At 69.7% G+C, this 21,178-nt stretch carries 19 protein-coding genes, 1 other RNA gene and 7 pseudogenes; 13 read left to right on the forward strand and 14 right to left on the reverse strand.

From position 1 onward, the window contains the following. Positions 1–4: 4 nt before the first annotated feature. Positions 5–1,237 carry an MBL fold metallo-hydrolase gene (locus ACFQJD_RS14895; protein ID WP_379799263.1) on the forward strand — a complete coding sequence of 411 codons (1,233 nt, stop codon included), beginning with the start codon at positions 5–7 and terminating at the stop codon, positions 1,235–1,237. Between the two features lie 48 nt (positions 1,238–1,285). On the opposite strand, the gene ACFQJD_RS14900 is transcribed toward ACFQJD_RS14895, so the two are convergent. After that, entirely contained in the window at positions 1,286–1,564 is a 279-nt protein-coding gene (locus tag ACFQJD_RS14900; RefSeq protein ID WP_379799265.1) for a hypothetical protein, read from the reverse strand. 39 nt (positions 1,565–1,603) lie between these two features. Next, entirely contained in the window at positions 1,604–2,452 is an 849-nt protein-coding gene (locus ACFQJD_RS14905; RefSeq protein WP_379799267.1) for a matrixin family metalloprotease, read from the reverse strand. A 320-nt stretch (positions 2,453–2,772) separates the two neighbouring features. On the opposite strand from ACFQJD_RS14905, the gene ACFQJD_RS14910 reads away from it, so the two are divergent. Genes ACFQJD_RS14910 through ACFQJD_RS14920 form a run of 3 tightly spaced genes read left to right on the forward strand, consistent with a single transcriptional unit; the run spans position 2,773 to position 4,055 of the window. Next, positions 2,773–3,174 (forward strand): 30S ribosomal protein S6e, encoded by a 402-nt coding sequence (locus ACFQJD_RS14910; RefSeq protein ID WP_379799269.1) that lies wholly within the window; start codon positions 2,773–2,775, stop codon positions 3,172–3,174. A 5-nt stretch (positions 3,175–3,179) separates the two neighbouring features. Further along, the gene (locus ACFQJD_RS14915; RefSeq protein WP_379799271.1) at positions 3,180–3,617 is read left to right on the forward strand and encodes a DUF7112 family protein; all 438 of its coding nucleotides are present in this window, start codon (positions 3,180–3,182) and stop codon (positions 3,615–3,617) included. Between the two features lie 30 nt (positions 3,618–3,647). After that, positions 3,648–4,055 (forward strand): DUF5807 family protein, encoded by a 408-nt coding sequence (locus tag ACFQJD_RS14920; protein ID WP_379799273.1) that lies wholly within the window; start codon positions 3,648–3,650, stop codon positions 4,053–4,055. Positions 4,056–4,115: 60 nt separating this feature from the next. Here the strand turns inward: ACFQJD_RS14920 and ACFQJD_RS14925 are convergent. Continuing rightward, a pseudogene (locus ACFQJD_RS14925) lies at positions 4,116–5,283 on the reverse strand (DHH family phosphoesterase). Between the two features lie 24 nt (positions 5,284–5,307). Further along, positions 5,308–5,748, reverse strand: coding sequence for a universal stress protein (locus ACFQJD_RS14930; protein WP_379799275.1), 441 nt, complete (start codon positions 5,746–5,748; stop codon positions 5,308–5,310). Between the two features lie 87 nt (positions 5,749–5,835). On the opposite strand from ACFQJD_RS14930, the gene ACFQJD_RS14935 reads away from it, so the two are divergent. Further along, positions 5,836–6,288, forward strand: coding sequence for a universal stress protein (locus ACFQJD_RS14935; protein ID WP_379799277.1), 453 nt, complete (start codon positions 5,836–5,838; stop codon positions 6,286–6,288). Positions 6,289–6,292: 4 nt separating this feature from the next. Here the strand turns inward: ACFQJD_RS14935 and ACFQJD_RS14940 are convergent, their stop codons facing one another. Continuing rightward, a complete protein-coding gene (locus ACFQJD_RS14940) occupies positions 6,293–6,832 on the reverse strand; it encodes a GNAT family N-acetyltransferase (protein ID WP_379799279.1) in 540 nt (179 codons plus the stop codon). Then, positions 6,829–7,197 carry a universal stress protein gene (locus ACFQJD_RS14945; protein ID WP_379799281.1) on the reverse strand — a complete coding sequence of 123 codons (369 nt, stop codon included), beginning with the start codon at positions 7,195–7,197 and terminating at the stop codon, positions 6,829–6,831. The genes ACFQJD_RS14940 and ACFQJD_RS14945 overlap by 4 nt, the downstream gene beginning before the upstream one ends. 115 nt (positions 7,198–7,312) lie before the next feature. Here ACFQJD_RS14945 and ACFQJD_RS14950 point away from each other — a divergent pair, with 115 nt between their 5' ends. Beyond that, on the forward strand, positions 7,313–7,921 hold the full coding sequence (locus tag ACFQJD_RS14950) for a DUF5806 family protein (protein ID WP_379799283.1): 609 nt from the start codon (positions 7,313–7,315) through the stop codon (positions 7,919–7,921). Between the two features lie 54 nt (positions 7,922–7,975). Here ACFQJD_RS14950 and ACFQJD_RS14955 read toward each other — a convergent pair. Both ACFQJD_RS14955 and ACFQJD_RS14960 read right to left on the reverse strand, forming a co-directional pair. After that, a pseudogene (locus tag ACFQJD_RS14955) lies at positions 7,976–9,368 on the reverse strand (dihydroorotase). A 54-nt stretch (positions 9,369–9,422) separates the two neighbouring features. Then, positions 9,423–10,098, reverse strand: a pseudogene (locus ACFQJD_RS14960) (lipoate--protein ligase family protein). A gap of 74 nt (positions 10,099–10,172) precedes the next feature. On the opposite strand from ACFQJD_RS14960, the gene ACFQJD_RS14965 reads away from it, so the two are divergent. The 3 genes from ACFQJD_RS14965 (at position 10,173) to ACFQJD_RS14975 (ending at position 12,240) form a co-directional block, all read left to right on the forward strand. Next, positions 10,173–10,988, forward strand: a complete 816-nt coding sequence (locus tag ACFQJD_RS14965; protein ID WP_379799285.1) for a hypothetical protein — start codon at positions 10,173–10,175, stop codon at positions 10,986–10,988. A gap of 77 nt (positions 10,989–11,065) precedes the next feature. Further along, complete coding sequence (locus tag ACFQJD_RS14970) at positions 11,066–11,581, forward strand: MFS transporter (RefSeq protein ID WP_379799287.1); 516 nt, start codon at positions 11,066–11,068, stop codon at positions 11,579–11,581. Continuing rightward, positions 11,548–12,240, forward strand: coding sequence for an MFS transporter (locus ACFQJD_RS14975; protein ID WP_379799289.1), 693 nt, complete (start codon positions 11,548–11,550; stop codon positions 12,238–12,240). Before ACFQJD_RS14970 ends, ACFQJD_RS14975 begins: the two co-directional genes overlap by 34 nt. 17 nt (positions 12,241–12,257) lie before the next feature. Here the strand turns inward: ACFQJD_RS14975 and ACFQJD_RS14980 are convergent, their stop codons facing one another. Then, complete coding sequence (locus tag ACFQJD_RS14980; RefSeq protein WP_379799291.1) at positions 12,258–12,671, reverse strand: CopG family ribbon-helix-helix protein; 414 nt, start codon at positions 12,669–12,671, stop codon at positions 12,258–12,260. A 35-nt stretch (positions 12,672–12,706) separates the two neighbouring features. Then, positions 12,707–13,282: a cysteine hydrolase family protein gene (locus ACFQJD_RS14985; RefSeq protein WP_379799293.1), complete on the reverse strand. Its 576-nt coding sequence runs from the start codon at positions 13,280–13,282 to the stop codon at positions 12,707–12,709. 105 nt (positions 13,283–13,387) lie between these two features. Between ACFQJD_RS14985 and ACFQJD_RS14990 the strand changes: the two are divergent. The 3 pseudogenes from ACFQJD_RS14990 to ACFQJD_RS15000 all read left to right on the forward strand — a co-directional run bounded on the left by ACFQJD_RS14990 (position 13,388) and on the right by ACFQJD_RS15000 (position 17,833). Further along, positions 13,388–15,078, forward strand: a pseudogene (locus ACFQJD_RS14990) (Hvo_1808 family surface protein). Between the two features lie 343 nt (positions 15,079–15,421). After that, a pseudogene (locus ACFQJD_RS14995) lies at positions 15,422–16,614 on the forward strand (Hvo_1808 family surface protein). Between the two features lie 59 nt (positions 16,615–16,673). Further along, positions 16,674–17,833 (forward strand): annotated as a pseudogene (locus ACFQJD_RS15000) (nicotinate phosphoribosyltransferase). 9 nt (positions 17,834–17,842) lie between these two features. On the opposite strand, the pseudogene ACFQJD_RS15005 reads toward ACFQJD_RS15000, so the two are convergent. Further along, positions 17,843–18,442: pseudogene (locus ACFQJD_RS15005) on the reverse strand (TIGR00296 family protein); the annotation flags it as partial. A 159-nt stretch (positions 18,443–18,601) separates the two neighbouring features. Here ACFQJD_RS15005 and rnpB point away from each other — a divergent pair. Beyond that, an RNA gene (gene rnpB, locus ACFQJD_RS15010) (RNase P RNA component) lies at positions 18,602–18,985 on the forward strand. Between the two features lie 77 nt (positions 18,986–19,062). On the opposite strand, the gene ACFQJD_RS15015 is transcribed toward rnpB, so the two are convergent. The 3 genes from ACFQJD_RS15015 to ACFQJD_RS15025 all read right to left on the reverse strand — a co-directional run bounded on the left by ACFQJD_RS15015 (position 19,063) and on the right by ACFQJD_RS15025 (position 21,092). Continuing rightward, on the reverse strand, positions 19,063–19,431 hold the full coding sequence (locus ACFQJD_RS15015; protein WP_379800550.1) for an Hsp20/alpha crystallin family protein: 369 nt from the start codon (positions 19,429–19,431) through the stop codon (positions 19,063–19,065). A gap of 127 nt (positions 19,432–19,558) precedes the next feature. Continuing rightward, positions 19,559–20,647, reverse strand: a complete 1,089-nt coding sequence (locus tag ACFQJD_RS15020; protein ID WP_379799295.1) for an aminopeptidase — start codon at positions 20,645–20,647, stop codon at positions 19,559–19,561. A gap of 37 nt (positions 20,648–20,684) precedes the next feature. After that, positions 20,685–21,092, reverse strand: coding sequence for a CBS domain-containing protein (locus ACFQJD_RS15025; protein ID WP_379799297.1), 408 nt, complete (start codon positions 21,090–21,092; stop codon positions 20,685–20,687). Positions 21,093–21,178: the final 86 nt, after the last annotated feature.

The following is a 21,178-nucleotide window of genomic DNA, read 5'->3' on the forward strand; positions in this document are numbered from 1 at the left end:
GACGATGGACGTTCGGTTCCTCGGCGGCGCGGGAGAAGTCGGCCGGAGCGCGATCCTCGTCAACGACTCGCTCCTGCTCGACTACGGGACGAAGACCGGAACGCCTCCGCAGTTCCCCGTCGGCGACGTCGACCCCGACGCGGTCGTCGTGAGCCACGGCCACCTCGACCACGTCGGCACCGTGCCGTCGCTGCTCTCCGGCGACTCCCGACCGCCGATCCACTGGACCCCGCCCACGCACGAACTCGCGCTCACGCTCGCCCGCGACACGCTGAAGCTCCACGGCGGGTCGTACAACTGCCCGTTCACCGGGAACGACGTCAAGCGCGTCACCGAAGTGTCGGAGACGCACGGCTACCGCGAGGCGTTCGAAGCGGCGGGCCACGAAGTCACGTTCTACAACGCCGGTCACATCCCCGGGAGCGCGCACGTCCTCGTCGACGACGGCGACACCCGACTGCTCTACACGGGGGATTTCCACACTGCCGATCAGCGCCTCGTGGCGGGAACGACGGCCCGGCCCGACGCAGACGTCGTCATCTGCGAGAGCACGTACGCCGACGTCGAACACGAGGACCGGGCCGACGTCGAGGAGCAGTTCGCACGGAGCGTCGAGACGACGCTCTGGGAAGGTGGGACGGTCGTCGTCCCGGCGTTCGCCATCGGCCGAACGCAGGAGATGATGCTCATCTGCGAAGCGTACGACATCCCCTGTTACGTCGACGGAATGGGCAAGCGAGTAACCGAGATGCTTCGGCAGTACTCCGAGTTCGTCCGCGACGCCGACGCGCTTCGGCGTGCGAAGTCCCACGCCCGATTCGTCACCGGCCGCGACGGCCAGCGCAAGCGCATCACCGACCAGAAGGCGGCGATCATCACTACCAGTGGAATGCTGTCCGGTGGCCCCGCTATGACCTACATCCCCGAGATCCGGTCCAACCCGGTGAACAAGGTCGCGATGACCGGCTATCAGGTCGAAGGAACTCCCGGAAGGGACCTCATCGAGACGGGCAGCGCCGAGATCGACGGCCGCGTGATGCCCGTCAGCGCGCAGGTCGAGCAGTACGATTTCTCCGCGCATGCCGACCGCGACGGCCTCTTTGAGTTTCTCGAGTCGTACGAGGACACTCCCGTCCTGATAAACCACGGGGACCGATGCGAGCGGTTCGCCACCGAACTCCGGGAGCGCGGCTTCGAGGTTGACGCGCCTCGAAACGGCCCCGTACACGCCGTCTGAGCGCCCGGCGTCGGTGCGTGCACTCGACGCCGGTCAAGGCCGAAACGGTCACTCGCTCGGATAGCGCCGGACCTGAAACGCCTCGTAACCGCCGTAAGCGGCGTCGAGCGCGCCCATCCACCAGTTCCACCGCTCGGGGAGCGACGCGTCTGCCGGCGCGTCCGCGAGTTCCCGCACGACCGTCTCGGCGGTGAGCGGCCGTCCCCGATCGGCCGCGATCTTCCCGGCGTCCGCGAGGTCGCGGGCCTGTCGGACGACGACGCGGCGCTGGGCGTCGGTCCCGTCGAAGGCGCGTTCGAGTTCGCGTTCGAGTCGTTCGGCGTCCACGCGTGTGGGTTGGACTGCCGCGGCAAAGAATCCGGCGCGTCACCGCCACCACTCGCCCCGGCGTTCGCGGTAGCCGGCGTCGCGGAACGGCGGCGGCTTCTCGGCGTCGTCTTCGGCACCGAAGACGAACGCCAGCCAGTAGCCGACGTGCCACCCCACGGCCGTCGTATCGACGTCGAGGAGGGTGATTTCGGCCCGGGTGTACACCTCGATGGCCCCGTCGCCGTCGGGGTCCGTGCCGACGGTGTTGATACAGGAGCCTCGGGACTTCGAACACCCCTCCGTCGGACCGAAGCGGACGACGACGTCGGCACGGTCGCCTCCGGCGTCGGCCTGCGCTACTCGCGTGAACGTGACGTTCGACGGCATCCCCGGCGCGCCCGACTCGTAGTAGCCGAGCGCGTGATCCACTTGCTCCCGTGCGCCGTCGGGATTCGACGCGTTCGCGGCGTCGACGGCGACGGTGAACGCCGCATCGTCCCACGGGAACGAGCGCTCCGTGGCGTTCGGTTGCGGTTCGGTGTAGAGGACGGACGCGGCCCGCATCACGTCCCGCGGGGCGTCGTCGTGGCCGAGTCCGAGCGTGTGACCGAACTCGTGTTTCAGGACGAGGCGCGTCGACTCGTCGGAGAGGCCCGTCCGAATCCACACCGTCTCGGGGCGATCGATCTGTCCCGCGGCGGTCACGCGGGGCGCACAGCCGACGGCGTCCTCGGTTGGGCCGCAATCCGGGATGGTCTGGACGAACTTGACGACGACGTCGGGAGCCGTCGCGTTCGGCCGGACCTCGTAAGCGACGGGGTAGCCCGCGTAGCGGTCGGCGTTCGCCTCCCAGAAGGCCGCCGCGTCGCGGACGTGCGACGCGAACGACCGTCCCGGTTCGCCCACGTTGTCGACGGCGACGACGATCGGATCGGTCCCCCACGGATTCGTCCCCGCCGGCGCGGACGTGGCCGGCGGCGAGGCCGTCGTCTCCGGCGCGGCCGACGCGTTCGACGTGGGAGTCTGCTCGGCGGTCCCTGCCGGCGCGGGGCCGGGATCGACGGGGAGGCACAGCCCGCGAGGAGCACCACGACGACGACGACCGCGAGCGAACGACCGGACATCATCCGTAGATGGGGTCGGCTGCCCGAAAACGGTTGCGCCCCGTCCACACGCCCGGAAGCCGTTTCGACGTACTTTTTATCGCCGGCCGCTTGGACTGGTACATGGCAGACTTCAAGGTCGTCGTCTCGGACCCCGAGACGGGGTCGACCTACCAGCGCGAGGTAGACGGACAGGACGCGAATCGGTTCCTCGGACGCGAGCTCGGCGAGGAAGTCGACGGCGGTGCCGTCGGCCTCGACGGGTTCACGCTCGAACTCACCGGCGGCTCCGACGACGCCGGTCGCCCGATGCGTGAGGACGTCTCCGGTTCGGACCTCAAGGAACTCCTCCTCGAAGGCGGCGTCGGCTACGAGCCAACCCGCGACGGCGAGCGAAAGCGCGTCACCGTCCGCGGCAGCGAGATCAGCGAGGCGACCGCCCAGATCAACGCCAAAGTCGTCGGCGGCGAGGGCGACGTGGCCGCGGCGTTCGGCGAGGGCGACGAGGAAGCGGACGAATCGTAACCGGGATGTCGGGCCGCGTCGCGAGCGACAACGACGCCGTGACCACCTACCGGGCGCGTCTGGCCCGAAGCGGCGGCACCCGGCGGCCCTGTCTCCGGGTGCCCGACGACGCGTCCGATCACGGACTCGACGCCGGCGACCTGATCCGCCTCGCTCTCGACGGCGACGTGTGTCACGCCCGCGTCGACGAGGACGCGAACGGGCTCGTGATTCGCGGCGCGTACGACAACCGCCGCCTCGCGAAGTCGCCGGGCGAGGGCGAGAACCGCCTCGCGGAGTGGGTCGACACCGTCGGCCGCGACCCCGGCGAGAGCGTCGCGTTCGACGAGGTGGAACCGGGCTACTTCTACGGCGTGCGCGTCCCCGGCCACCGGGCGATCTACGACGTCCCCGCCCGCCCGAACGACTCGCTGGCCGCCATCGCGGAGCGCCTCGAAGAGTGACGTTTTACGCCTGGGCCACGTCGTTCTGACATGAGCAACCTCGACGAATTTCTCGCAGGCGAGCGACTCGACCACGTCGCTCTCTATCTGACTCACGAGTATCTCGACAGCGAAGGGAAGATCGCGAACTACGGCGAGGCCGTCGACGGCGGCGTCGTGCTGGTGGTCCCCGGCGACGAGGGGCGTCGCCTCTTTACCGCCGGGACGGGGATGGACGCGATGAACTTCGCCCGGAAGGCGATGGGGACCGACGGCCACATCGACCGCGACCTGACCGGCGGCGACTGTCCCGGCGACGGCGAGGTGAAGTTCGTCTTCGCGTTCGCCGAGGAACAGAACGAGGAGGTCGGGGGCATCTACGCCGACGGCGACGTCATCCACGCCTACGCGTACTGCGACGACGGCACCGCCTTCTCCGACCGCTGGGTCGTCGAGTGATCGACCGGCCGCGTCGCCGTCCGGAGACGCGGGAGCGGCCCCAGCGGTTCCGGGGCGGCCTCACTCCGCGTCGAGTCGCTCGAACGCCGCGAGGATGACCCGTTTCGTGGCACCCCCTCAGTCGTCCAGTGGTGGGCGTAGTCGAGCATGTCGTCGTAGATGTCGGGTTTACAGCCGGCCGCGCGGGGTGGCCGCCGCCGTTGACCTGTTCGGCCACCTCGTGGCACCGCTCGAACGCCTCGCTCCCGCGGATGCTCGCGCTGCCGGCCGGCTTGACGACGACGGCCGCGTCGGCACCCTGTTCTCGGAGGGCGTCGGCGACTTCGTTCTGCGAACACCGGCCGTAGGTGACGCCGACGGTCCACTCCCCGACCGTCTTGAGGTCCGCCCGAGCGACCGCTCGTTCGACGAGGCGGTCTTTCTCGACGCGGCGGTCCGCGATGAACTGCTCGACCGGGTCGGGCAGATCCGGCCCGTAACGCCCGACGACGGTGACGAACTCCTCGGGACTCGTCCAGTGGGCGTAGTCCGCCAGATCGTCGCTCCGCGAGTCCTCCTTGATCCAGAGGTCGTGGTCGCGGACGACGGCCGCGAGGTCGACAAGGTGTGGCGGGAAGTCGTACGCCAGCGACCGCAGGGTGACGTCGGTGCTGCACTCCTCGTCGGACTCGCCGACGACCAGGTCGACGCCCGTCTCACGCACGGCGGTCGCGACGTCGTCGTCCCACTGGTGGTGGTCGAACCAGCGCACCTCGCCCCGGCGACAGAGATGTTCGAGTGCGTCGCTCACCGCCTCGTAGCGGTCCGGCGAGAGGTCACAGACGTAGACGTCGACCCCGGGATCGGCGTAGTCGGCGACGCGCTCGAGGGCGGCGTCGAGCGAGTGGGGTCCGGCCGCGACCAGTCCGACCGGCGACGCCTCCTGGTCCGTCTCGGAGTCCGCTTCGTCGCCCGCCGCCGGTCGCTCGTCCAGTCGCGCCGCGATGTCGGCCTCGAAGGGCGCGACTTCGAGGGCGGCGTCGTACATCTCGCGGAGAAGCGCCACACAGCCGAGGCCGTCGGCGTCGGTGTCCGCGACGACGACGACGTCCGACCCGTCGATGGCTTCGCGGGCGCGCCGGTCGGCGTACTCCTCGTCGAGGGAGTCGGGGTAGAAAAAGCCCTCGCCGGGGAGGCGCGACTTCCGCGAGAGCGAGAGTCGGTCGCTGTCGATGAGTGAGTCGTCCATACCCACACCTCGGCGGCCGCACCCTTATGGCTCCCGTTCGCTCTCGTCGAGCTGTCGGACGGTCAACACGGGGACCGGACAGGTGCGGACGACGCGTTCGGCGACGCTGCCGATGAGAAATCGGTTCTCGCCGTGCCGCCCGCGAGTCCCCATGGCGACCACGTCGGCGTCGTGGTCGCGGGCGTACTCCGAGATCTCCGTCGCGGGGTGGCCCTCGCGGACGGCCGTCGTCACCGGGCGGTCGGTCAGCGACCGGACGTCCTCGAAGGCGTCCGCCGCGCCCTCTTCGAGCGCCGTCTGCATCTCGTCGCGGATGCGGTCGGGCGCGGACGCCACCTCGCCGACGTCGACGACGTAGAGGGCGTGGACGTCGGCGTCGAACCGGTCCGCGAGGTCCAGCGCCACCCGGACCGCTCGACGGACGCTCTCGGACCCGTCGGTGGCGACGACGATCGTGTCGAACATGGATCGGGGTTGGCACGGTCGGTGCATAAAGCCACAGGAACGTCCCGGAGGGGAGCGTTTTTGCACCCGGGCGTCACAGGGACGGACATGACCGTACCACTCTCGCTCGACCTCGTTCTCGTCCCCGTCGACGGGAGCGAGGAGTCGATGGAGGCGGTCGAGTACGCCGTCGCCATCGCGGCCGAGTACGGGGCCGACGTCCACGCCGTCTACGTCCTCAGCGAGGACGTCGTCCGCGCTATCGAGGACGGAGCCGTCGACGAACGCGACGTCGCGGCCGACAGCGAGGCGTTCGTGGAGACGGTGCGCGAACACGCCGCCGACGCGGGCGTCGCCCTCTCGACGTCGATGGCGTACGGCTTCTCGACGCACATCAAGACCCGCCACCCGGGTAGCGTCGTCCTCGACACGGCCGAAGAACTCGACGCCGATTTCGTGGTGGTGCCCCGCGAACCCGTCTCCGGCGACTCGGACGAGGTGCTGGCCAAAGCCGCCGAATACGTGCTGTTGTACGCCAGCCAACCCGTCCTCTCGGTGTAGCGTCTCAGTCCTCCGCGCGCAGTCTGAGCCCCATCTCCAGTTCGAAGCTCTCGGCGTTGCTCGTCTCGAAGCCCACCTTCCGATAGAGGTTGATCGCGGGGTTGTTCCAGCGTTCGACGGTCAGCCACACCTTCTCGACGTCCTCCTCGCGGCCGTAGCCCAGCAGCGTCTCGATGATTCGAGTGCCGTTTCTGGCCTGCTGGTACGCCTGCAGGACGAAAATGGCGAGTTCGTAGGCGTCGCCGTCGGGGACGAGCGTGGCGTGTCCGGCGACGGTGTCGTCGTGCCAGGCGACCACGTTCAGACAGTCGTCGTCGGTGATGTCGTCGAGCCACTCGCGGATGCGATCCTCGCGGGTCGGCGGGATGCCCTGGGCCCGGTCGGCCGGGTCGAACGCGTCGTACATCTCGACCAGCGATTCGAGGTCCTCGTCGGCGTCGAACCGGCGGATCTCGATCTCGCGCCCCTCCTGGTCCGTGTACGTGACCGGAGGCGTGGGGAACGGCCCGGACGGTTCCGACGGAAACGTACGGTCGTCCGTCATCGTATCAGCGTCACCGAGACGTGCGAGTTCAGGAGGACGAACTCGGCGATGCTCCCGATCTTGATCTTACCCATCGGACTCGTCTCCCCGCCACCGAGGACAATGCGATCGTACTGTTCGTCTTCAGCGACTTCGACCAGCCGGCTCCCGGGGTCGCCGTCGAGTCGCCGGACGGCGGCGTCGACGCCGGCGGCGTCGAGGGCCTCCCGGACCTGGCGCTCGATCTCCGAGGGCGGCGTGTCGGTCGTCGGATTGTCGAGGACGACCACGGTCAGGGCGTCGCCCGTCTCGGCGACGCGCTCGACCGTCCGTTCGAGCGCTGTGAGGGAGTCCTCGCTTCCACCGACGCCCAGCAACAGCTTCATAGTCGCCGTCTCGCAGGCGTAGATGAAAAAGGTACGCGCCCCCGCCGCGGAAACGGCTGTCTGACGCCCGACAGACGCCGCGGAACCCTTTTTGTCCTCGCGGGCAAATCGCGCTATGGCAGACGATCCGCGGGCGACGGCCGACGCTTCCGACGCCGACGACGCAGCCGCCGGCGGTACGACCGACGGTTCGGCCGCCGACGAGTCGCCACCGACGGACGACGAGGACCGAGTGCCCGAGGACGTCCGGAAGTACGAGCGGTTCAAGAAGATCGACGGCGCACAGTACGACCGGGTCAACGACTTCCTCCGGGACCGAACGTACATCACGGCCCGGGAGTGGGCCATCGCTCGCCTGTGTGCCGATTTCCGCACCGAGACGGGCGTCGAGATGACGAAGATCGGCGAGAACCTCCCGGAACTCGTCCCCTTCATGACCGACACCTACACGCCACAGGCGGTCAATCAGGCCCGGGCGTCGTTCGAGGACAAGGTCCGACAGGCCGGCGCGACCTTCCTCTACGGCGCGATGTGTGGCTTTTTCACCGCCGAGGAACTCGACGAGATGATGTACGAGGTGACGGAGGTAGCGAAGTTCCTCCTCGAGGTCGAAGGCGTCGACCTCGCGGTTGCGGAGGAACTCGACGCCGAGGACCGCATCTCGAACGTGATGCGCGAGGTGCGCGAGTCGAGCGCCGATCTCCGCGAGTCGCTCGACGAGTGAGGTGACCGGGGCGGCCCGAAGCGCGCCGGGTCCGGGACGGCCGAGCGTCGGCGGCTACGTTCGGACGTTCTCGCCGCGCCCGTCGGCAAAGCCCGTCTCGGCGTCGTAGACGACCCGGCCGCGGACCATCGTCCACTCGGGGAAGACGCCGTCTAACCCCTCGAACGGCGTCCACTCGCATTTCGAGTGGAGCTCCTCGCCGCGGATCTCGCGGCCCGCCGACGGGTCGTACAGCGCCAGGTCGGCGTCGTGTCCCGCGGCGACGGCACCTTTTCGCGGCAGGTCGAAGATGCGGGCCGGATTGCGGGCGGTCACGTCGCGGACGCGCTCGTAACTCAGGTCGCCCCGCTCGGCCGCCGCCAGCAGGAGGGCAGCATCGTCTCGACGCCCGGGACGCCGCTCGGCGCGTCCCAGATACCGGCGGCTTTCTCCTCGCGGGTGTGTGGTGCGTGGTCGGTGGCGACGACGTCGACGGTGCCGTCCGCGACGCGGTCGAAGAGGGTCTCTCGCCGGCGCTCGCTCCGGAGCGGGGGTTCATCCGCCCGAACGTGCCGAGTTCCGAGAGGTCGTCTCGCGAGAGGAAGATGTGGTGGGGCGTCACTTCGCAGGTGACGTCGGTGCCGGTCAGGACGTCCACCGCTTCGGGAGTGCTGGTGTGGGCGATGTGGAGGGCCGCCCCGGCGTCGCCCCCGACCTCGACGGCGCGTTCGACGGCGGCCACCTCCGCCTCGGCGCGGCGGTAGGCGCTCCAGGCGTCGGCGTCGTCGCGGGCGTTCGTGTCCGCTCGCGGGTCGCGTCGCTCTCCGCCCGCCGCGTCCGTTCGCCGCGGGCGAACGCTCTCGTCGAACAGGTCGGCGTCTTCGGCGTGGACGGTCACCGGGACGTCCGCCTCGGCGGCGCGTTCGACCGCGTCGCGAAACAGCGACGCCTCGACGCCCATGTCGCCCGTCGAGTCGGCGAGAAACACCTCGCCGAGCGCGAACAGCGGCCGGTCGAACAGCGAGGCGGGGTCCCAGTCGTCCGTGACGCCGCCGTTGATGCCGTAGTCGACGAGCGACCGGACCGCGAGGGCGGCCTTCTCGTCGAACGCCGCGCCCGTCGTCGTCGGCGGGTCGGTGTTCGGCTGGTCGACGACGGTCGTGACGCCGCCCGCGGCGGCGCTTTTCGACCCCGTCTCCCACGTCTCCTTGTGCGAGAACCCCGGTTCGCGGAAGTGGACGTGGACGTCGATCGCGCCGGGGAGCAGGAGGTTCTCCTCGGCGTCGACGACGTCGCGACCGGCGCTCTCGCCGGGAGCGTCGACGACGTCGCGACCGGCACTCTCGCCGGGAGCGTCACCGTCGTCGCCTTCCGCGTCGAGACCGCTCCCGACTTCGACTATCTCCTCGTCCTCGATGCGGACATCGCGCACTCGACCGTCCGCGAGCGTCGCGTTCCTGATGAGCATACTCGTCGTCCGTCCGGCGAGGTGGTAAGTGTAGGCGGTTCGGCGGCCGGCGTCTCAGTCCACGGTCGCGATTCGGGCCACGTCGCCGCCGATGAACGCCCGTTCGAGCGCGCGTGCGACCGCCTCCGGATCCTCCGGTCCGCCACTGCCGGCGACGCTCCCGACCGACGCCGGGTCGAACGCGAGACCGAGGGCGTCGTAGACGGGAGCGAGGACGGACGCGAGGACGTCGTGGTCGCACACCAACAGACAGCCGGCGACGAGGGCGGCGTCGGCGCGCACTCGCTGGGCGAGACCGGCGAGTTTCCCGCCGGCCCGCAACGAGTGGTCGCCCGGACAGAAGGCGTCGGGGGTTCCCCGCGCCGCGCGTCGACGCCGAGAGAAGCGAGCGCCGCCCCGAGCGCCTCGACTGCCGACTCGTAGCGGGCGTCGAGCCCTACCCGGAGGCCGGTGGTGGGGACCGCGTAGGCGAACGCGAGCGTCCGGCCGGAGTAGGCGACGGCGTGGCCGCCGACGCTCCGCTCGACCGGGGCGAACCCCCGCGACTCCGCGATTCGCCTCGCTTCCGCGTAGCCGTCGGCGTGGGCGTCGCGCCGGCCGAACGCCACCTGTCGGTGGGGGTCCACACGCGCAGGCCCGCCTCGCCGGTCTCGGCCGTCCGGTCGAGCAGCTCGGCGGTTCGCGCCCGGTCCGATTCCGGAGTGTCGCCCCGCCCCCGAAGGACGCGCATACCCGCGGTTGGTCGCTCTCGCACCTATAGGTGTCGTCGCGCAGTATAAGCGCCCGCGCCACCTCCTCGCCGACATGGCGGTCACGCTACCGGCCTCGACGCTCGCCCGCTACCGAAAGTTCTCGCTCTACAACTCACCCTACCCCGCCCACGACCACGGCCGTGCGATCGACCTCTATCCGGCGGGCAACGAGGGGCTGTCGCCCGTCGACGGCGAGGTGGTGGACACCCGAACCGTCCGCGCGCCCGACGAACCCCACGCCGTGGCGAACGACCACCTGATTCTGGTCGAGACGGGCGAGTACGTCGCCCGGATTCTCCACGTCGAACCGGCCGTCGGCCCCGGCGACACCGTCGACGTCGGCGACTCGCTCGGCGAGATGGTGCGCTCCGGCTTCTTCGCGCCGTGGGTCGACAACCACGTCCACCTCGGCTTCCGCGCCCGCGACCGGAACCCCTACCGCGCCGCGGGGTCGCTCCCCCTCGCCGTCGACGTCGACGTGACGCCGGCCCCCTGGGACGGCACCGGCACCGTCCGCGAGGCGGGCGAGACGTCCGTCGTCCTCGACGCGCCGGCCCACCCGAACCCGGGGTCGTGGGCAGCCGTCGAGGGCGCACCGGACGTCGCCCTCGACGGCGGGTGCCCCCACTACGCCGGCGGGGGCGCACTCCCCGAGGCGGACGGTCCCGTCGCCGTCGCTGGCACGCCGGTCGGCGTCGCCGACGGCCGCGACGTGGCGTGGGACGACGTCGACGTCCTGGCGAACGGAACCCCCGTGACGGGCCTCTCGCTGGTCGTCGCCCGCGAGGCGGTCGGCGCGAAAGTCGTCTGTCCGGGCCACGAGTTCGCCGTCGGCGACGGTGTCACCGTCTCCGTCCGACGGCGGTGAGTGCCGGCACGGACGCTTTTATTACCGTACCACGGGACCGTCTGAGAGATGGTCGCTGCCGTCCGGGAGGGAGTCGCATGACCGGCCACCGCCGCGCGTGGTTCGTCCTCGCCGCCTGTATCGCGGTCTCCGTCGGGTACAACGCGTACGTCATCGCGCCGGCGAGCGTCCTCCCGCGGCTGGCCGCCGACTTCGGTATCGGCGAGGCCACCGCCGGCCTCGCGATCAGCGCCGTCTACCTCAGTTGGGTGGCGCTCGGGATTCCGGGCGGCCTGTTGCTCGACCGGTACGACAACCGCAAGCTGGTCGCCGCGGGCGTCGGCGTCTACGTCGCCTCCTCCGTCGTCGGCGCGGGACTGCAGTGGTATCCCGCGTTCTTGCTCGCGCGGGTCGGCGGCGGCGCGGCCGCCATCTTCGTCTGGACGGCCAACGCCAACATCGTCCGGCAGGCCTTTCCGACCGCTATCCGGGCCCTCGGCACCAGCCTCTTCGTCGCCAGCGCGCCCGCGGGGTTCGCGCTCGGCCAGTACGCCGGCCCGCTCATCGCCGCCCGGTTCGGTTGGCGGACGATCTTTTCGTCTATCCGGCCGTGACGCTCCTCGGGAGCGTGGCGTTCGCCGTCGCCGTCGACAGTCCGATCCGCAACGAGTCGGCCGTCTCGGTCCGGCAGTTCCGCGAGACGATCAAACGCCCCGCCGTCCTCCGCGTCTCGGCGGCGAGTTTCTGTGCGTTCTCGCTGTTTCTCTTTCTCAACTCCTGGATGCCGGCGTACGCGACGGGCCGCCTCGGCGTCGACCTGGCCGCCGCAGGTGCGGCGACGGCGCTCGTCCCCCTCAGCGGCGTCGTCGCCCGTCCCGGCGGCGGGTGGCTCTCGGACCGCCTCGGCGGCCGGCGGAAGATCGTCATCCTCGGGGCGTTCGTCTTCACCCTCCCCATCCTCGTCGCCCTGACGAACATCGCCGACGCGGGCGCGTTCGCCGCCCTCCTCCTCGGAGCGGGCTTTTTCGCCCAACTCGGCATGGGCGTCTTCTACGTCTACGTGAGCGAACTCGCCGACGCCGAGACGGCGGGGACGAGTCTCGCCGTGTTGACCACGTTCTCCGTCACCGGGTCGCTGGTGACGCCGGCGCTGACGGGATGGCTCATCGAAGCGTTCTCGTGGACCGCCGCGTTCGCGTACGTGATCGTCCTCGGCGTCGTCGGTGTCGCCTTCATCGTAACCCTCCCAGCGGCTTCGTCGTCCGCTGGGTGAAGCGCCCGGCTCGTGACTCAGGGGCCGAACTCGTCGACGGGCATCACCGAGTAGTCGACGCTCAGCGTGTCGCCGGTGGCGCGAATCTTCCCGACGAACGTCGAGATGGATTCGAGTCGCCCCTCCAGGACGAACAGTTCCATGCAGTAGTGGTTGCCGACGTGGCTGTGGAAGTTGGCGACGACGAGGCCCTCGTAGTCGTGGCGGAGCGACATCATCCGCTCCTCGACGCTCGTCGTCTCGTAGTCGAAGACGACCGTCACGACGGCCATCAACTCCCGGTCCTCCAACCGCTTGTCCTCGAACTCGCCGAGAAGATTTCTCGACGCTTCGCGGATGACCTCGCTCCGGCCGGTGTAGCCGTGTTCCTCCGCGAACGAGTCGATGCGTTCGAGCAGCTCCTCGGGCATCGATACGCTTACGACGGTCATATGTTAACGCAGCCGACTTCAGATATTAATCCTTGTTATCGGTCGAAGGCAACGTCCTCGCGGGTCGTCACCTCGCCGAACAGGAAGTCGGCGTGATCGAGGGCGTACTCGCGGTGCTCCGCTTCGATGTAGCCGATGGCATCCTCGACGAGGACCGGGCGATAATCCCGGAGACCGGCGCTCCCGGCGGTGTGCAGGACACAGACGTTCGCCAGCGTCCCGCAGACGAGCAGGTCGTCGATGCCACGCGCCGACAGCCAGCCGTCGAGTTCCGTCTCGTGGAAGGCGTCGTAGGTGTGTTTCTCGACGACGTGGTCCGCCTCTCGCACGTCGAGTTCCTCGACCAGTTCGGCCTCCCGCGACCCTTCGAGGACGTGTTCGCCCCAGCGGTCGAACTCGTCGTAGTAGTAGGCGTCGTCGAACTGCTCCGGCGGGTGGACGTCGCGGGTGTAGACGATCTGTGCGCCGTCCTCGCGGGCGCGGTCGACGAGGGCGACGACGTCGTCGACGACGGCCTCGCTCCTCGGCGCGTAGAGGCTCCCGTCGGGGTGACAGAACCCGTTTTGCATGTCTATCACGACGATGGCGGTCGAATCGGGGTCGTACGGCATACGCGGACCTACGGCCGGCGCGTCCCTAAACGACACGCTCGACGCCGTCCGACGCCGCCGCCCGCAGGCGGCAAGGTACTTCCGTCTGCGTGGCGAACGAGCGGTATGCGACGCCCGACGGCGGCGGCGCTCGCGGTGCTGTTCCTCCTCGGGACGTGCGTCCCGCCAGCGGCGGCCGCCGGCGAGTCGACGGCGGTCGTCGACGCCGACGCCGAACCGCCGGCTGTCCGACAGGACCCCACGACGGACGCCGAACCACAGGCCGTCCGACAGGACCCCACGACGGACGCCGAACCACAGGCCGTCCGACAGGACCCCACGACGGACGCCGAACCACAGGCCGTCCGACAGGATCCGCCCACTGACGAGATCGGCTGGGAGAACGGCTACTGGCACGACGATCCCATCGGCGTGGACCAGTCTGACGGCCTCTCGGACGCGGAGACGGAGGCGTACGTCGCCCGCGCGATGGCTCGCGTCGAACACGTCCGCGGACAGGAGTTCACCGAGTCGGTCCCGGTCGACGTCATTCCGCGGTCGGAGTACCGTCAGGGGACGAACGACGGGGGTTCGAACGAGTCGTTCGGCGCGTGGAACAACCAGGTGTGGGAAGCGCTCTTTCTCGTCGGCGAGGACGCCGACGTCCAGCAGAAGCTCGGATCGGCCTACGGCAGTTCCGTCTCGGGCTTTTACTCGTCCACCGACGATCAGATAAAGATCATCACCGACTCGCCGGACGAACCGACCATCGACAACGCGACGCTGGTCCACGAACTCGTCCACGCCCTGCAGGACCAGACCCGCGGCTTCAACGACACGCCGACGCGAGAAACGCAGGACGGGTCGCTCGCCGCCGACGCCGTCGTCGAAGGCGAAGCCAACTACGTCGAACACCAGTACGCCCAGCGCTGCGGGAACGAGTGGGACTGCGTCGCCACGCCGCGCGGAGAGAGCGGCGGTCAGTCCGAACCGCCGAATCTCGGCATCCTCCTGACGCTCTTACAGCCGTACTCCGACGGGCCGGTCTACGTCGACTGGCTGCGCGAGCGCGGCGGGTGGGACGCCGTGAACGACGCCTTTGACGACCCGCCCGTCTCGACTGAACAGGTCATCCACACCACCGACGACCGGCCCGTCCCCGTCGACTTCGACGACCGCGCGCGCGCCGGATGGGAACCGTTCCCCGACCAGGAGAGAACGGCTCCGACACCGTCGGCGAAGCGTCGATGTACGTCATGTTCTGGTACCAGGCGCGCGTCTCGAACGCCGACACGGTCCCGGTCCGGAGCCTCGCCCGCACCGACGGACCCCTCGACCTCTACAACTACGACGCCGAGCCGTCGGCCGGGTGGGCGAACGACCGGGTCGTCCCCTACCGACAGGCGAACGGGTCGACCACCGACTACGGCTACGTCTGGGTGACCGAGTGGGACACCGAACGCGACGCCCGGCAGTTCCGCCGGGCCTATCGCGCCATCCTCGACGCACAGGACGCCGAGAAACGGGGCGACGGCCGCTACGTCGTCCCCTCGGGGTCGTTCGCGGACGCCTTCCGCGTGACGCGGACCGGCACCCGGGTCACCGTCGTTAACGGACCGACCCTCGACGCCGTCGACGACATCCGTCCGCCCGGGAGCGACGCCGGAACGGCCGCCAGCGGGGCGTCGGACGGCGGCGAGACGGACGTCCGCTCCGACGGCGGCGCGTCCGGCGTTTCGGCCCCGGGATTCGGCCCGCTCGTCGCTCTCGTGGCGCTGCTGGCCGCGGTCGGGATCGCGCGACATCGCCACCGCTGAGGCCGTCAACGATTTCCGTCGTCGCCACCGCTGACGAGGCGTGAAGCTCCGTCTCTGCCTCGCGTTGCTCGTCGCCGTCGCGGGGTGTGCCGCGCCCGCGGCGACGCCGGGCGCGACGGAATCGACGCCGACGGCCGCCGGACCGACGCCGGACGCGACGGGAACGCCTCCCGAGTCGGACGCCGAACCGCAGGCCGACCGACACCATCCCGAGTCGGACGCCGAACCGCAGGCCGACCGACACCATCCCGAGTCGGACGCCGAACCGCGGGCCGACCGCCAGGATCCACCCACCGACGAACTGGGGTGGGAAGCGGGCTACTGGTACGACGACCCCGTCGACGTGGACCAGTCGGACGGCCTGAACGAGAGCGAGCGGTCGGCGTTCGTCGCGCGGACGATGGCCCGCGTCGAGCGCGTCCGCGGCCTCGAGTTCGAGCGCTCGGTTCCGGTCGAACTCCGCTCGCGCGACGACTACCGCGACGACGCCGAAACCCCGCCCGCGTCGGCGTGGAACGAACAGGTGTGGGAAGCGCTCTTTCTCGTCGGCGAGGACCGGAGCGTCGCCGAGACGTTCGCGGCGCTCTACGGCGGGTCGACCCTCGGCTACTACTCGCCCCAGTCCGACCGCGTCGTCGTCGTGAGCGACACCGAGACGCCGACGATCGACCGACAGACGCTGTCACACGAACTCGTCCACGCCCTGCAGGACCAGCACTTCGGATTCCCCGGGCGACGACACGAGACGGCTCGCTCGCCGCCGACGCCGTCGTCGAGGGCGACGCCACCTACGTCGAGCAGCTGTACGAGACGCGCTGTCGCGACGGGTGGTCATGCGTCCCGCGGCCGGCCGACGACGCCCCCGGTGGCGTCGGGAACATGGACGTCTACGTCGCCGTCTACCAGCCCTACAGCGACGGCGCGTCGTTCGTCCACGCCCTCCGGCGTCGCGGCGGATGGACGGCCGTGAACGACGCCTACGCCCGCCCGCCGAACGGCACGACGGAGGTCATCCATCCCGAGACGTATCCCGACGCGACGCCCGCGAACGTCTCCGTCGTCGACCGGTCGAACGCGGCGTGGTCGCCGTTCGACCGCCGTCCGCAGGCCGACTCCGTCGGCGAGGCGTCGCTGTACGCCATGCTTCGGGCGACGGGGCGCATCGACGGCAGTCACCTCTACTCCCCGACCGGCCCCCATCGCCGTCTCAACTACACCCACCCGCTGACGACGGGGTGGGCGGGCGACGTCGTCGTGCCCTACCGGAGCGACGACGGCCACGGCTACGTCTTCCGGAGCGAGTGGGAGACGGAGCGAGACGCCCGAGAGTTCGCGGGGGCGTACCGGGCGATACTCGGTGAGCGATTCGACGCCGTCCGGCGGTCGGACGCCGACGCGCGCGGGACGGACGTCTACGTCGTGCAGGCGGGACCGTACGCCGACGCCTTCCGCGTGAGTCGCGACGGGACGACGGTGACGGTGGTCAACGCGCCGACCGTCGACGCGCTGGACGGCGTCCACCGGCGTGAAGGCTGATTTCGGTGGCGGTGGCCGAACGAGTGACCTTTTTCAGTCGAGGGAGCGAAGCCGAAGTAATGCCCACTCCCGAGTTCGACATCGTCGGCCCGGAGGCCATTCGCGACGGGCGGGCCACCGACGCGTACTTCGAACGGACGGAGACGACGCTCCGACACGCGGGGCGGAACCCACGCGTCGTCGCCGAGGTGACCGCCGACCAGTTCCCCGACGGGGAGTTCGAGGTTCTCGCGGGCGTGAAAGATGCCGCGGCGTTGCTCGCCGGCCGCGGCGTGGACGTCGACGCCATCCCCGAGGGACGGCTGTTCGACGGCGGGCCAGTCATGCGCATCGAGGGACGCTATCTCGACTTCGCGCGGTTCGAGACGTCGCTGCTCGGCTTTCTCTCCCACGCCAGCGGCATCGCCACGGCGGCCCTGGAGGCCCGGATCGCCGCACCCGATTCGACGGTCCTCTCGTTCGGCGCGCGCCACGTCCACCCCTCGATGGCCGCGGCCGTCGAGCGGAACGCGCTGGTGGGGGCCTCGACGGGTTCTCGCACGTCGCCGCCGGCGACGTCATCGGCGAGGAGGCCGGCGGGACGATGCCCCACGCGCTGCTCATCTGCTTCGGGAAGGGGAATCAGGAGGCGGCGTGGCGGGCGTTCGACGAGGCAGTCGGCGAGGACGTGCCCAGAGTGGCGCTCTGTGACACCTACTCCGACGAGGTCGACGAGGCGCTTCGCGCGGCGGAGACGCTCGGCGACCGCCTCGACAGCGTCCGGCTGGACACGACGCAGTCCCGCCGCGGCGACTTCCGCCACATCGTCCGCGAAGTGCGCTGGGAACTCGACGCGCGCGGCTACGACGACGTGGACGTGTTCGTGAGCGGCGGGCTGACGCCGACGACGCTCCGGGCGTTGCGCGACGTGGCCGACGGCTTCGGCGTGGGCGGCCACGTCTCGAACGCCGACCCGGTCGACTTCGCGCTCGACATCGTCGAAGTCGACGGCGAATTCGCGGCGAAACGCGGGAAGCTCTCGGGGGCGAAAGACGTGTATCGAACGGCCGACGGCGGCCACCACGTCGGCCTGCGGGGCCGCGACGGCCCGACGGATGCAGAGTCGCTGCTGGAACCGGTGGTTCGCGATGGCGACGTGGTCTACGAGTTCGACGTCGACGAGGCGGCGGCGCGCGCCGCCGCTGACGCGGCGCGAACCGGCTTCGGCGAGGAGAAGTGAGCAGTTCGTCAGTTCTTCGACGCTGCCCCCGTCCGGACGCTCGCGGAAGACCTGTCCTTCGAACAGCGTGATCATCGTGTCGTCGTCCTGCCAGGCCAGCGGCGAGAGGCCGGCTTTCCGGCAGGCGTGTGTGAGGAACTGCTCTTCGGTCCAGCCGTTCTCGACCGGGATCGTCGGATACATCCAGGCGTGCTGGTTGCCGGCGTCGATGGCGACGCCGTGCGTGCCGAGTTCGAGGTCGGAAAGCGGATCGTTGGTGAGAATGTGGTTACAGACGACACAGATTGAGATGTTGAGGTTAGGGAGTTCCGGCGGCTCGATTTCGGAGCCACAGGAGTCGCCCGACGAGGCCTTGATGGCCGCGTCGACGATGGCGTGGCCGAGCTGGTCTTTCCCCCGATACGCCCCCGCACAGCCACGGAGGCGTCCTCGCCCACGGGTCGACGTCACTCGGACGAACGCGCCCGTTCGAGCGTAGAAGGCGTCGCGCATGCTCCCCGGCTGTTCGCGCTGTCCTTGCAAAACGTACGATTCGACCGATTCCCGCGCCAGTTCGACCGCCCGAGCCCCGTCCTCGTAGGAGAGGCGAACGGACTGCGCCTCGGACATACTTCTGTGGAAGGCCCCGTGAACTTGAACGCTTCCATTCGCCCAACATGAATCGCGACCCAAATACGTTCGGTGTCGTCCGGGAGCGGGTCGCTGCGACCGCCAGCGTGCGAGGCACCGATCGAACGGCTTATTCGCCGTCCGGCCGTAGGTTAGACTGGCAGAGAGAGCCTGGCTCCCGTGCCCCCGACGGGGCATGAGGAAAGTCCCCCCACCGACCGGACAGGTGACCGGGCGCAAGCCCGGAGTCGGAGACGACTGGCTCTGGAACAGAAACGAGACCCCTCGACCCGACCGATGAGGTGCGCTGCCGGACGGCGTCTCGCCGTTCCGGTGCGAACCCGACCGCGAGGAAGGGGAGTTAACCCACCGAGGGAAAACGTGCCCGTGGGCGTCCGTGCCGGCGGACACGCCGACGGTCGAGAACGGATGGAACGGCGAATCCTCACCGGTGCAAGTCCGCGCCGTGAAGGTAGTCCGGCAGTGGCGCGGACGCTCAGCCGAATGCCGGGACGAACAGAAGGGGGCTTACTCCTCTCAGCCGCTTTTCGCACCGACTGACGAGACGCGGAGCGGCGCGTACGCGACGTCACCGACGATGAAAACAGGTGAGAGCGCGGTTACTGCACCTCGATGTCGATCCCGCGCGTCGTCTCGGCCGCGATGGGGAGTTCGACTTCGAGGACGCCGTTGTGGTACTCCGCGGAGACGTCCTCGACTTCGACGTCTTTCGGGAGTCGGAACGTCCGGTGGAACGTCTGCTTTCGGTTCCGTTCCTCGTCGACGTGTTCGGCCGCGACGTCGAGGCGGCCCTCGTACCACGTCAGGTCGATGTCCGACCGCTCGAATCCCGGCATGTCGATGGTGAGGACGAACCGGTCGTCTTCCTCGTACAGCTCGTAGCCGCTCTCGCCGAATGCCTGCCCGAACAGCCGGGATGGGAGGTCGAGGCTCCGTGACCAGGTGTCCGGTGTCGTCGGCATCGGCATCATTGGTGCTCACCTCTCGTGTGTGCCTGGGCGCGCCACAAACATAAATTTTCCCTGACATATTGTCACTGCCTATCGTCTATATTTTCGCTCGCCTCATTAAATGCGTATAGCGGGCCTTAGAGGGCTATTCGAACCCGTCTTCCCAGCGGAATCGGCCATCTCGCTGGACCACCTCGCCGTCGACTTCGAGACGGGCGTCTTCGCTCACGTCGGTGATCAGATCAACGTGAACGGCGCTTTCGTTTCCGGTCTCCCCGTCGGAGAGGCAGGCGTCGTAGGCCCGGCCGAGGGCGAGATGGACGGTGCCGCCCATCTTCTCGTCGAAGAGGATGTTGTCCGTCACCCTGTCGATGCCGCGGTTCATCCCGACGCCGAGTTCGCCGAGTCGGCGCGCGCCGGCGTCGGTGTCGAGGACGTCGTCGACGACGTCTTCGTTCGTCCCGGCGCTGTGGTCGACCACTTCGCCGTCCTCGAACGTGAGGCGGACGTCGCGGACGCGCTTGCCCTGGATCGTCATCGGCACGTCGAAATACACCTCCTCCGCCGTCGAGGGCGCGGTGAACACCTCGCCGCTGGGGAGGTTGTGCGAGTCGTAGGCGACGGAGGCAGCGCTGTTGACCGCGGTGCGGTTCTCGATGGACATCGTGAGGTCGGTGCCCTCCTTGACGAGACGCACCTCGTCGCCCGCGTCGAAGACGTCCTTCAACCGCGCCATCTCCCCGGCCAGCGACTCCCAGTCGCGCAGGACGGCGTCGTAGACGAACTCGCGGTAGGCCTCGTAGCTCATCCCCGCCTGCTGGGCGAGCGACCGGGTGGGGTGGACGGTCGACACCCAGTCGGTCGCCATGCGCGCTTCGCGAACGGGTTTTCGGGCGCGGGCGTGCGCACTCCGGACGTTGCCGGGGACGTCGGCCGTCGCGGCGGTGTTGCGCCCGCCGCCGAGGGCGAGATAGACGTCGGCCGCCTCGAAGAGAGCGCGCTCGGCGTTGGGCTCCGTGAAGTCGCCCTCGTGGGCGCGGAGGTAGGCGCGGGAGAGTTCGTCGGATCCGTAGAGCGAGAGGCAGGTCGCGCCGCGGTCACCGAGGGCCTCGGCGACGGCGACGCCGAGTTCGTGTGCGCCTTCGGCGACGCTCACGACGACGTCGTCGCCGGATTCGACGCGGGCGCTCCAGTCGACCAGTACCTCGGCGTGGTTGCGGATTCGGTCGTCCATGCGCTCGGGTCGGGCGGCGGAGCCAAAACGGCGGCGGTCAGCGCCGTTCCAGCAGGTCGAACGCCGCCTCCAGTTCCCGGCCGTACTGGACGAGGGCGTCGCGGAGGGTCACGACGCCGACGAAGCCGCCCTCGTCGTCGACGACGAGCGCCCGTTCGACCGCCTCGTCGTCGAACGCGTCGACGAGCGCCTCGCGGTCGGCCGTCGCGCGGACGGTCACGGGATCGCCCGCGAGGAGGTCCGCCGCCCGCCGGTCGGCGAGGCGCTCGCCCGCGACGAACGCCCGGCCCAGGTCGGCGGCCGTGAGCGCCCCCAGCGGTCGCTGTTCGTCGAGGACGACCACCAAATCGTCGTCGTGGTCGCGCATCGCGGCGGCGACGTCGTCGACGGGGGTGTCGGGGGCGGCAGTCAGGACGTCGGTGCGCGCGAAGTCGGCGAGCGTCACGGGCCACCGTAGGGCCTCGGGCCGCCTAAAGCCAGCGCCAAGCCGCCTCGAACCGCAACCACTACCTCCGCGCGTGGTAGACGCCA

This window comes from Haloplanus sp. GCM10025708 (assembly GCF_042663985.1).
Lineage (GTDB): Archaea > Halobacteriota > Halobacteria > Halobacteriales > Haloferacaceae > Salinirarus > Salinirarus marinus.

Bases quoted from the DNA above. Each gene is read 5' to 3' on its own strand.
- ACFQJD_RS14895 (WP_379799263.1), top strand. From the start codon at position 5: ATGGACGTTCGGTTCCTCGGCGGCGCGGGAGAAGTCGGCCGGAGCGCG.
- ACFQJD_RS14910 (WP_379799269.1), top strand. From the start codon at position 2,773: ATGGCAGACTTCAAGGTCGTCGTCTCGGACCCCGAGACGGGGTCGACC.
- ACFQJD_RS14915 (WP_379799271.1), top strand. From the start codon at position 3,180: ATGTCGGGCCGCGTCGCGAGCGACAACGACGCCGTGACCACCTACCGG.
- ACFQJD_RS14920 (WP_379799273.1), top strand. From the start codon at position 3,648: ATGAGCAACCTCGACGAATTTCTCGCAGGCGAGCGACTCGACCACGTC.
- ACFQJD_RS14930 (WP_379799275.1), bottom strand. From the start codon at position 5,748: ATGTTCGACACGATCGTCGTCGCCACCGACGGGTCCGAGAGCGTCCGT.
- ACFQJD_RS14935 (WP_379799277.1), top strand. From the start codon at position 5,836: ATGACCGTACCACTCTCGCTCGACCTCGTTCTCGTCCCCGTCGACGGG.
- ACFQJD_RS14940 (WP_379799279.1), bottom strand. From the start codon at position 6,832: ATGACGGACGACCGTACGTTTCCGTCGGAACCGTCCGGGCCGTTCCCC.
- ACFQJD_RS14945 (WP_379799281.1), bottom strand. From the start codon at position 7,197: ATGAAGCTGTTGCTGGGCGTCGGTGGAAGCGAGGACTCCCTCACAGCG.
- ACFQJD_RS14950 (WP_379799283.1), top strand. From the start codon at position 7,313: ATGGCAGACGATCCGCGGGCGACGGCCGACGCTTCCGACGCCGACGAC.
- ACFQJD_RS14965 (WP_379799285.1), top strand. From the start codon at position 10,173: ATGGCGGTCACGCTACCGGCCTCGACGCTCGCCCGCTACCGAAAGTTC.
- ACFQJD_RS14970 (WP_379799287.1), top strand. From the start codon at position 11,066: ATGACCGGCCACCGCCGCGCGTGGTTCGTCCTCGCCGCCTGTATCGCG.
- ACFQJD_RS14980 (WP_379799291.1), bottom strand. From the start codon at position 12,671: ATGACCGTCGTAAGCGTATCGATGCCCGAGGAGCTGCTCGAACGCATC.
- ACFQJD_RS14985 (WP_379799293.1), bottom strand. From the start codon at position 13,282: ATGCCGTACGACCCCGATTCGACCGCCATCGTCGTGATAGACATGCAA.
- ACFQJD_RS15015 (WP_379800550.1), bottom strand. From the start codon at position 19,431: ATGCCGATGCCGACGACACCGGACACCTGGTCACGGAGCCTCGACCTC.
- ACFQJD_RS15020 (WP_379799295.1), bottom strand. From the start codon at position 20,647: ATGGACGACCGAATCCGCAACCACGCCGAGGTACTGGTCGACTGGAGC.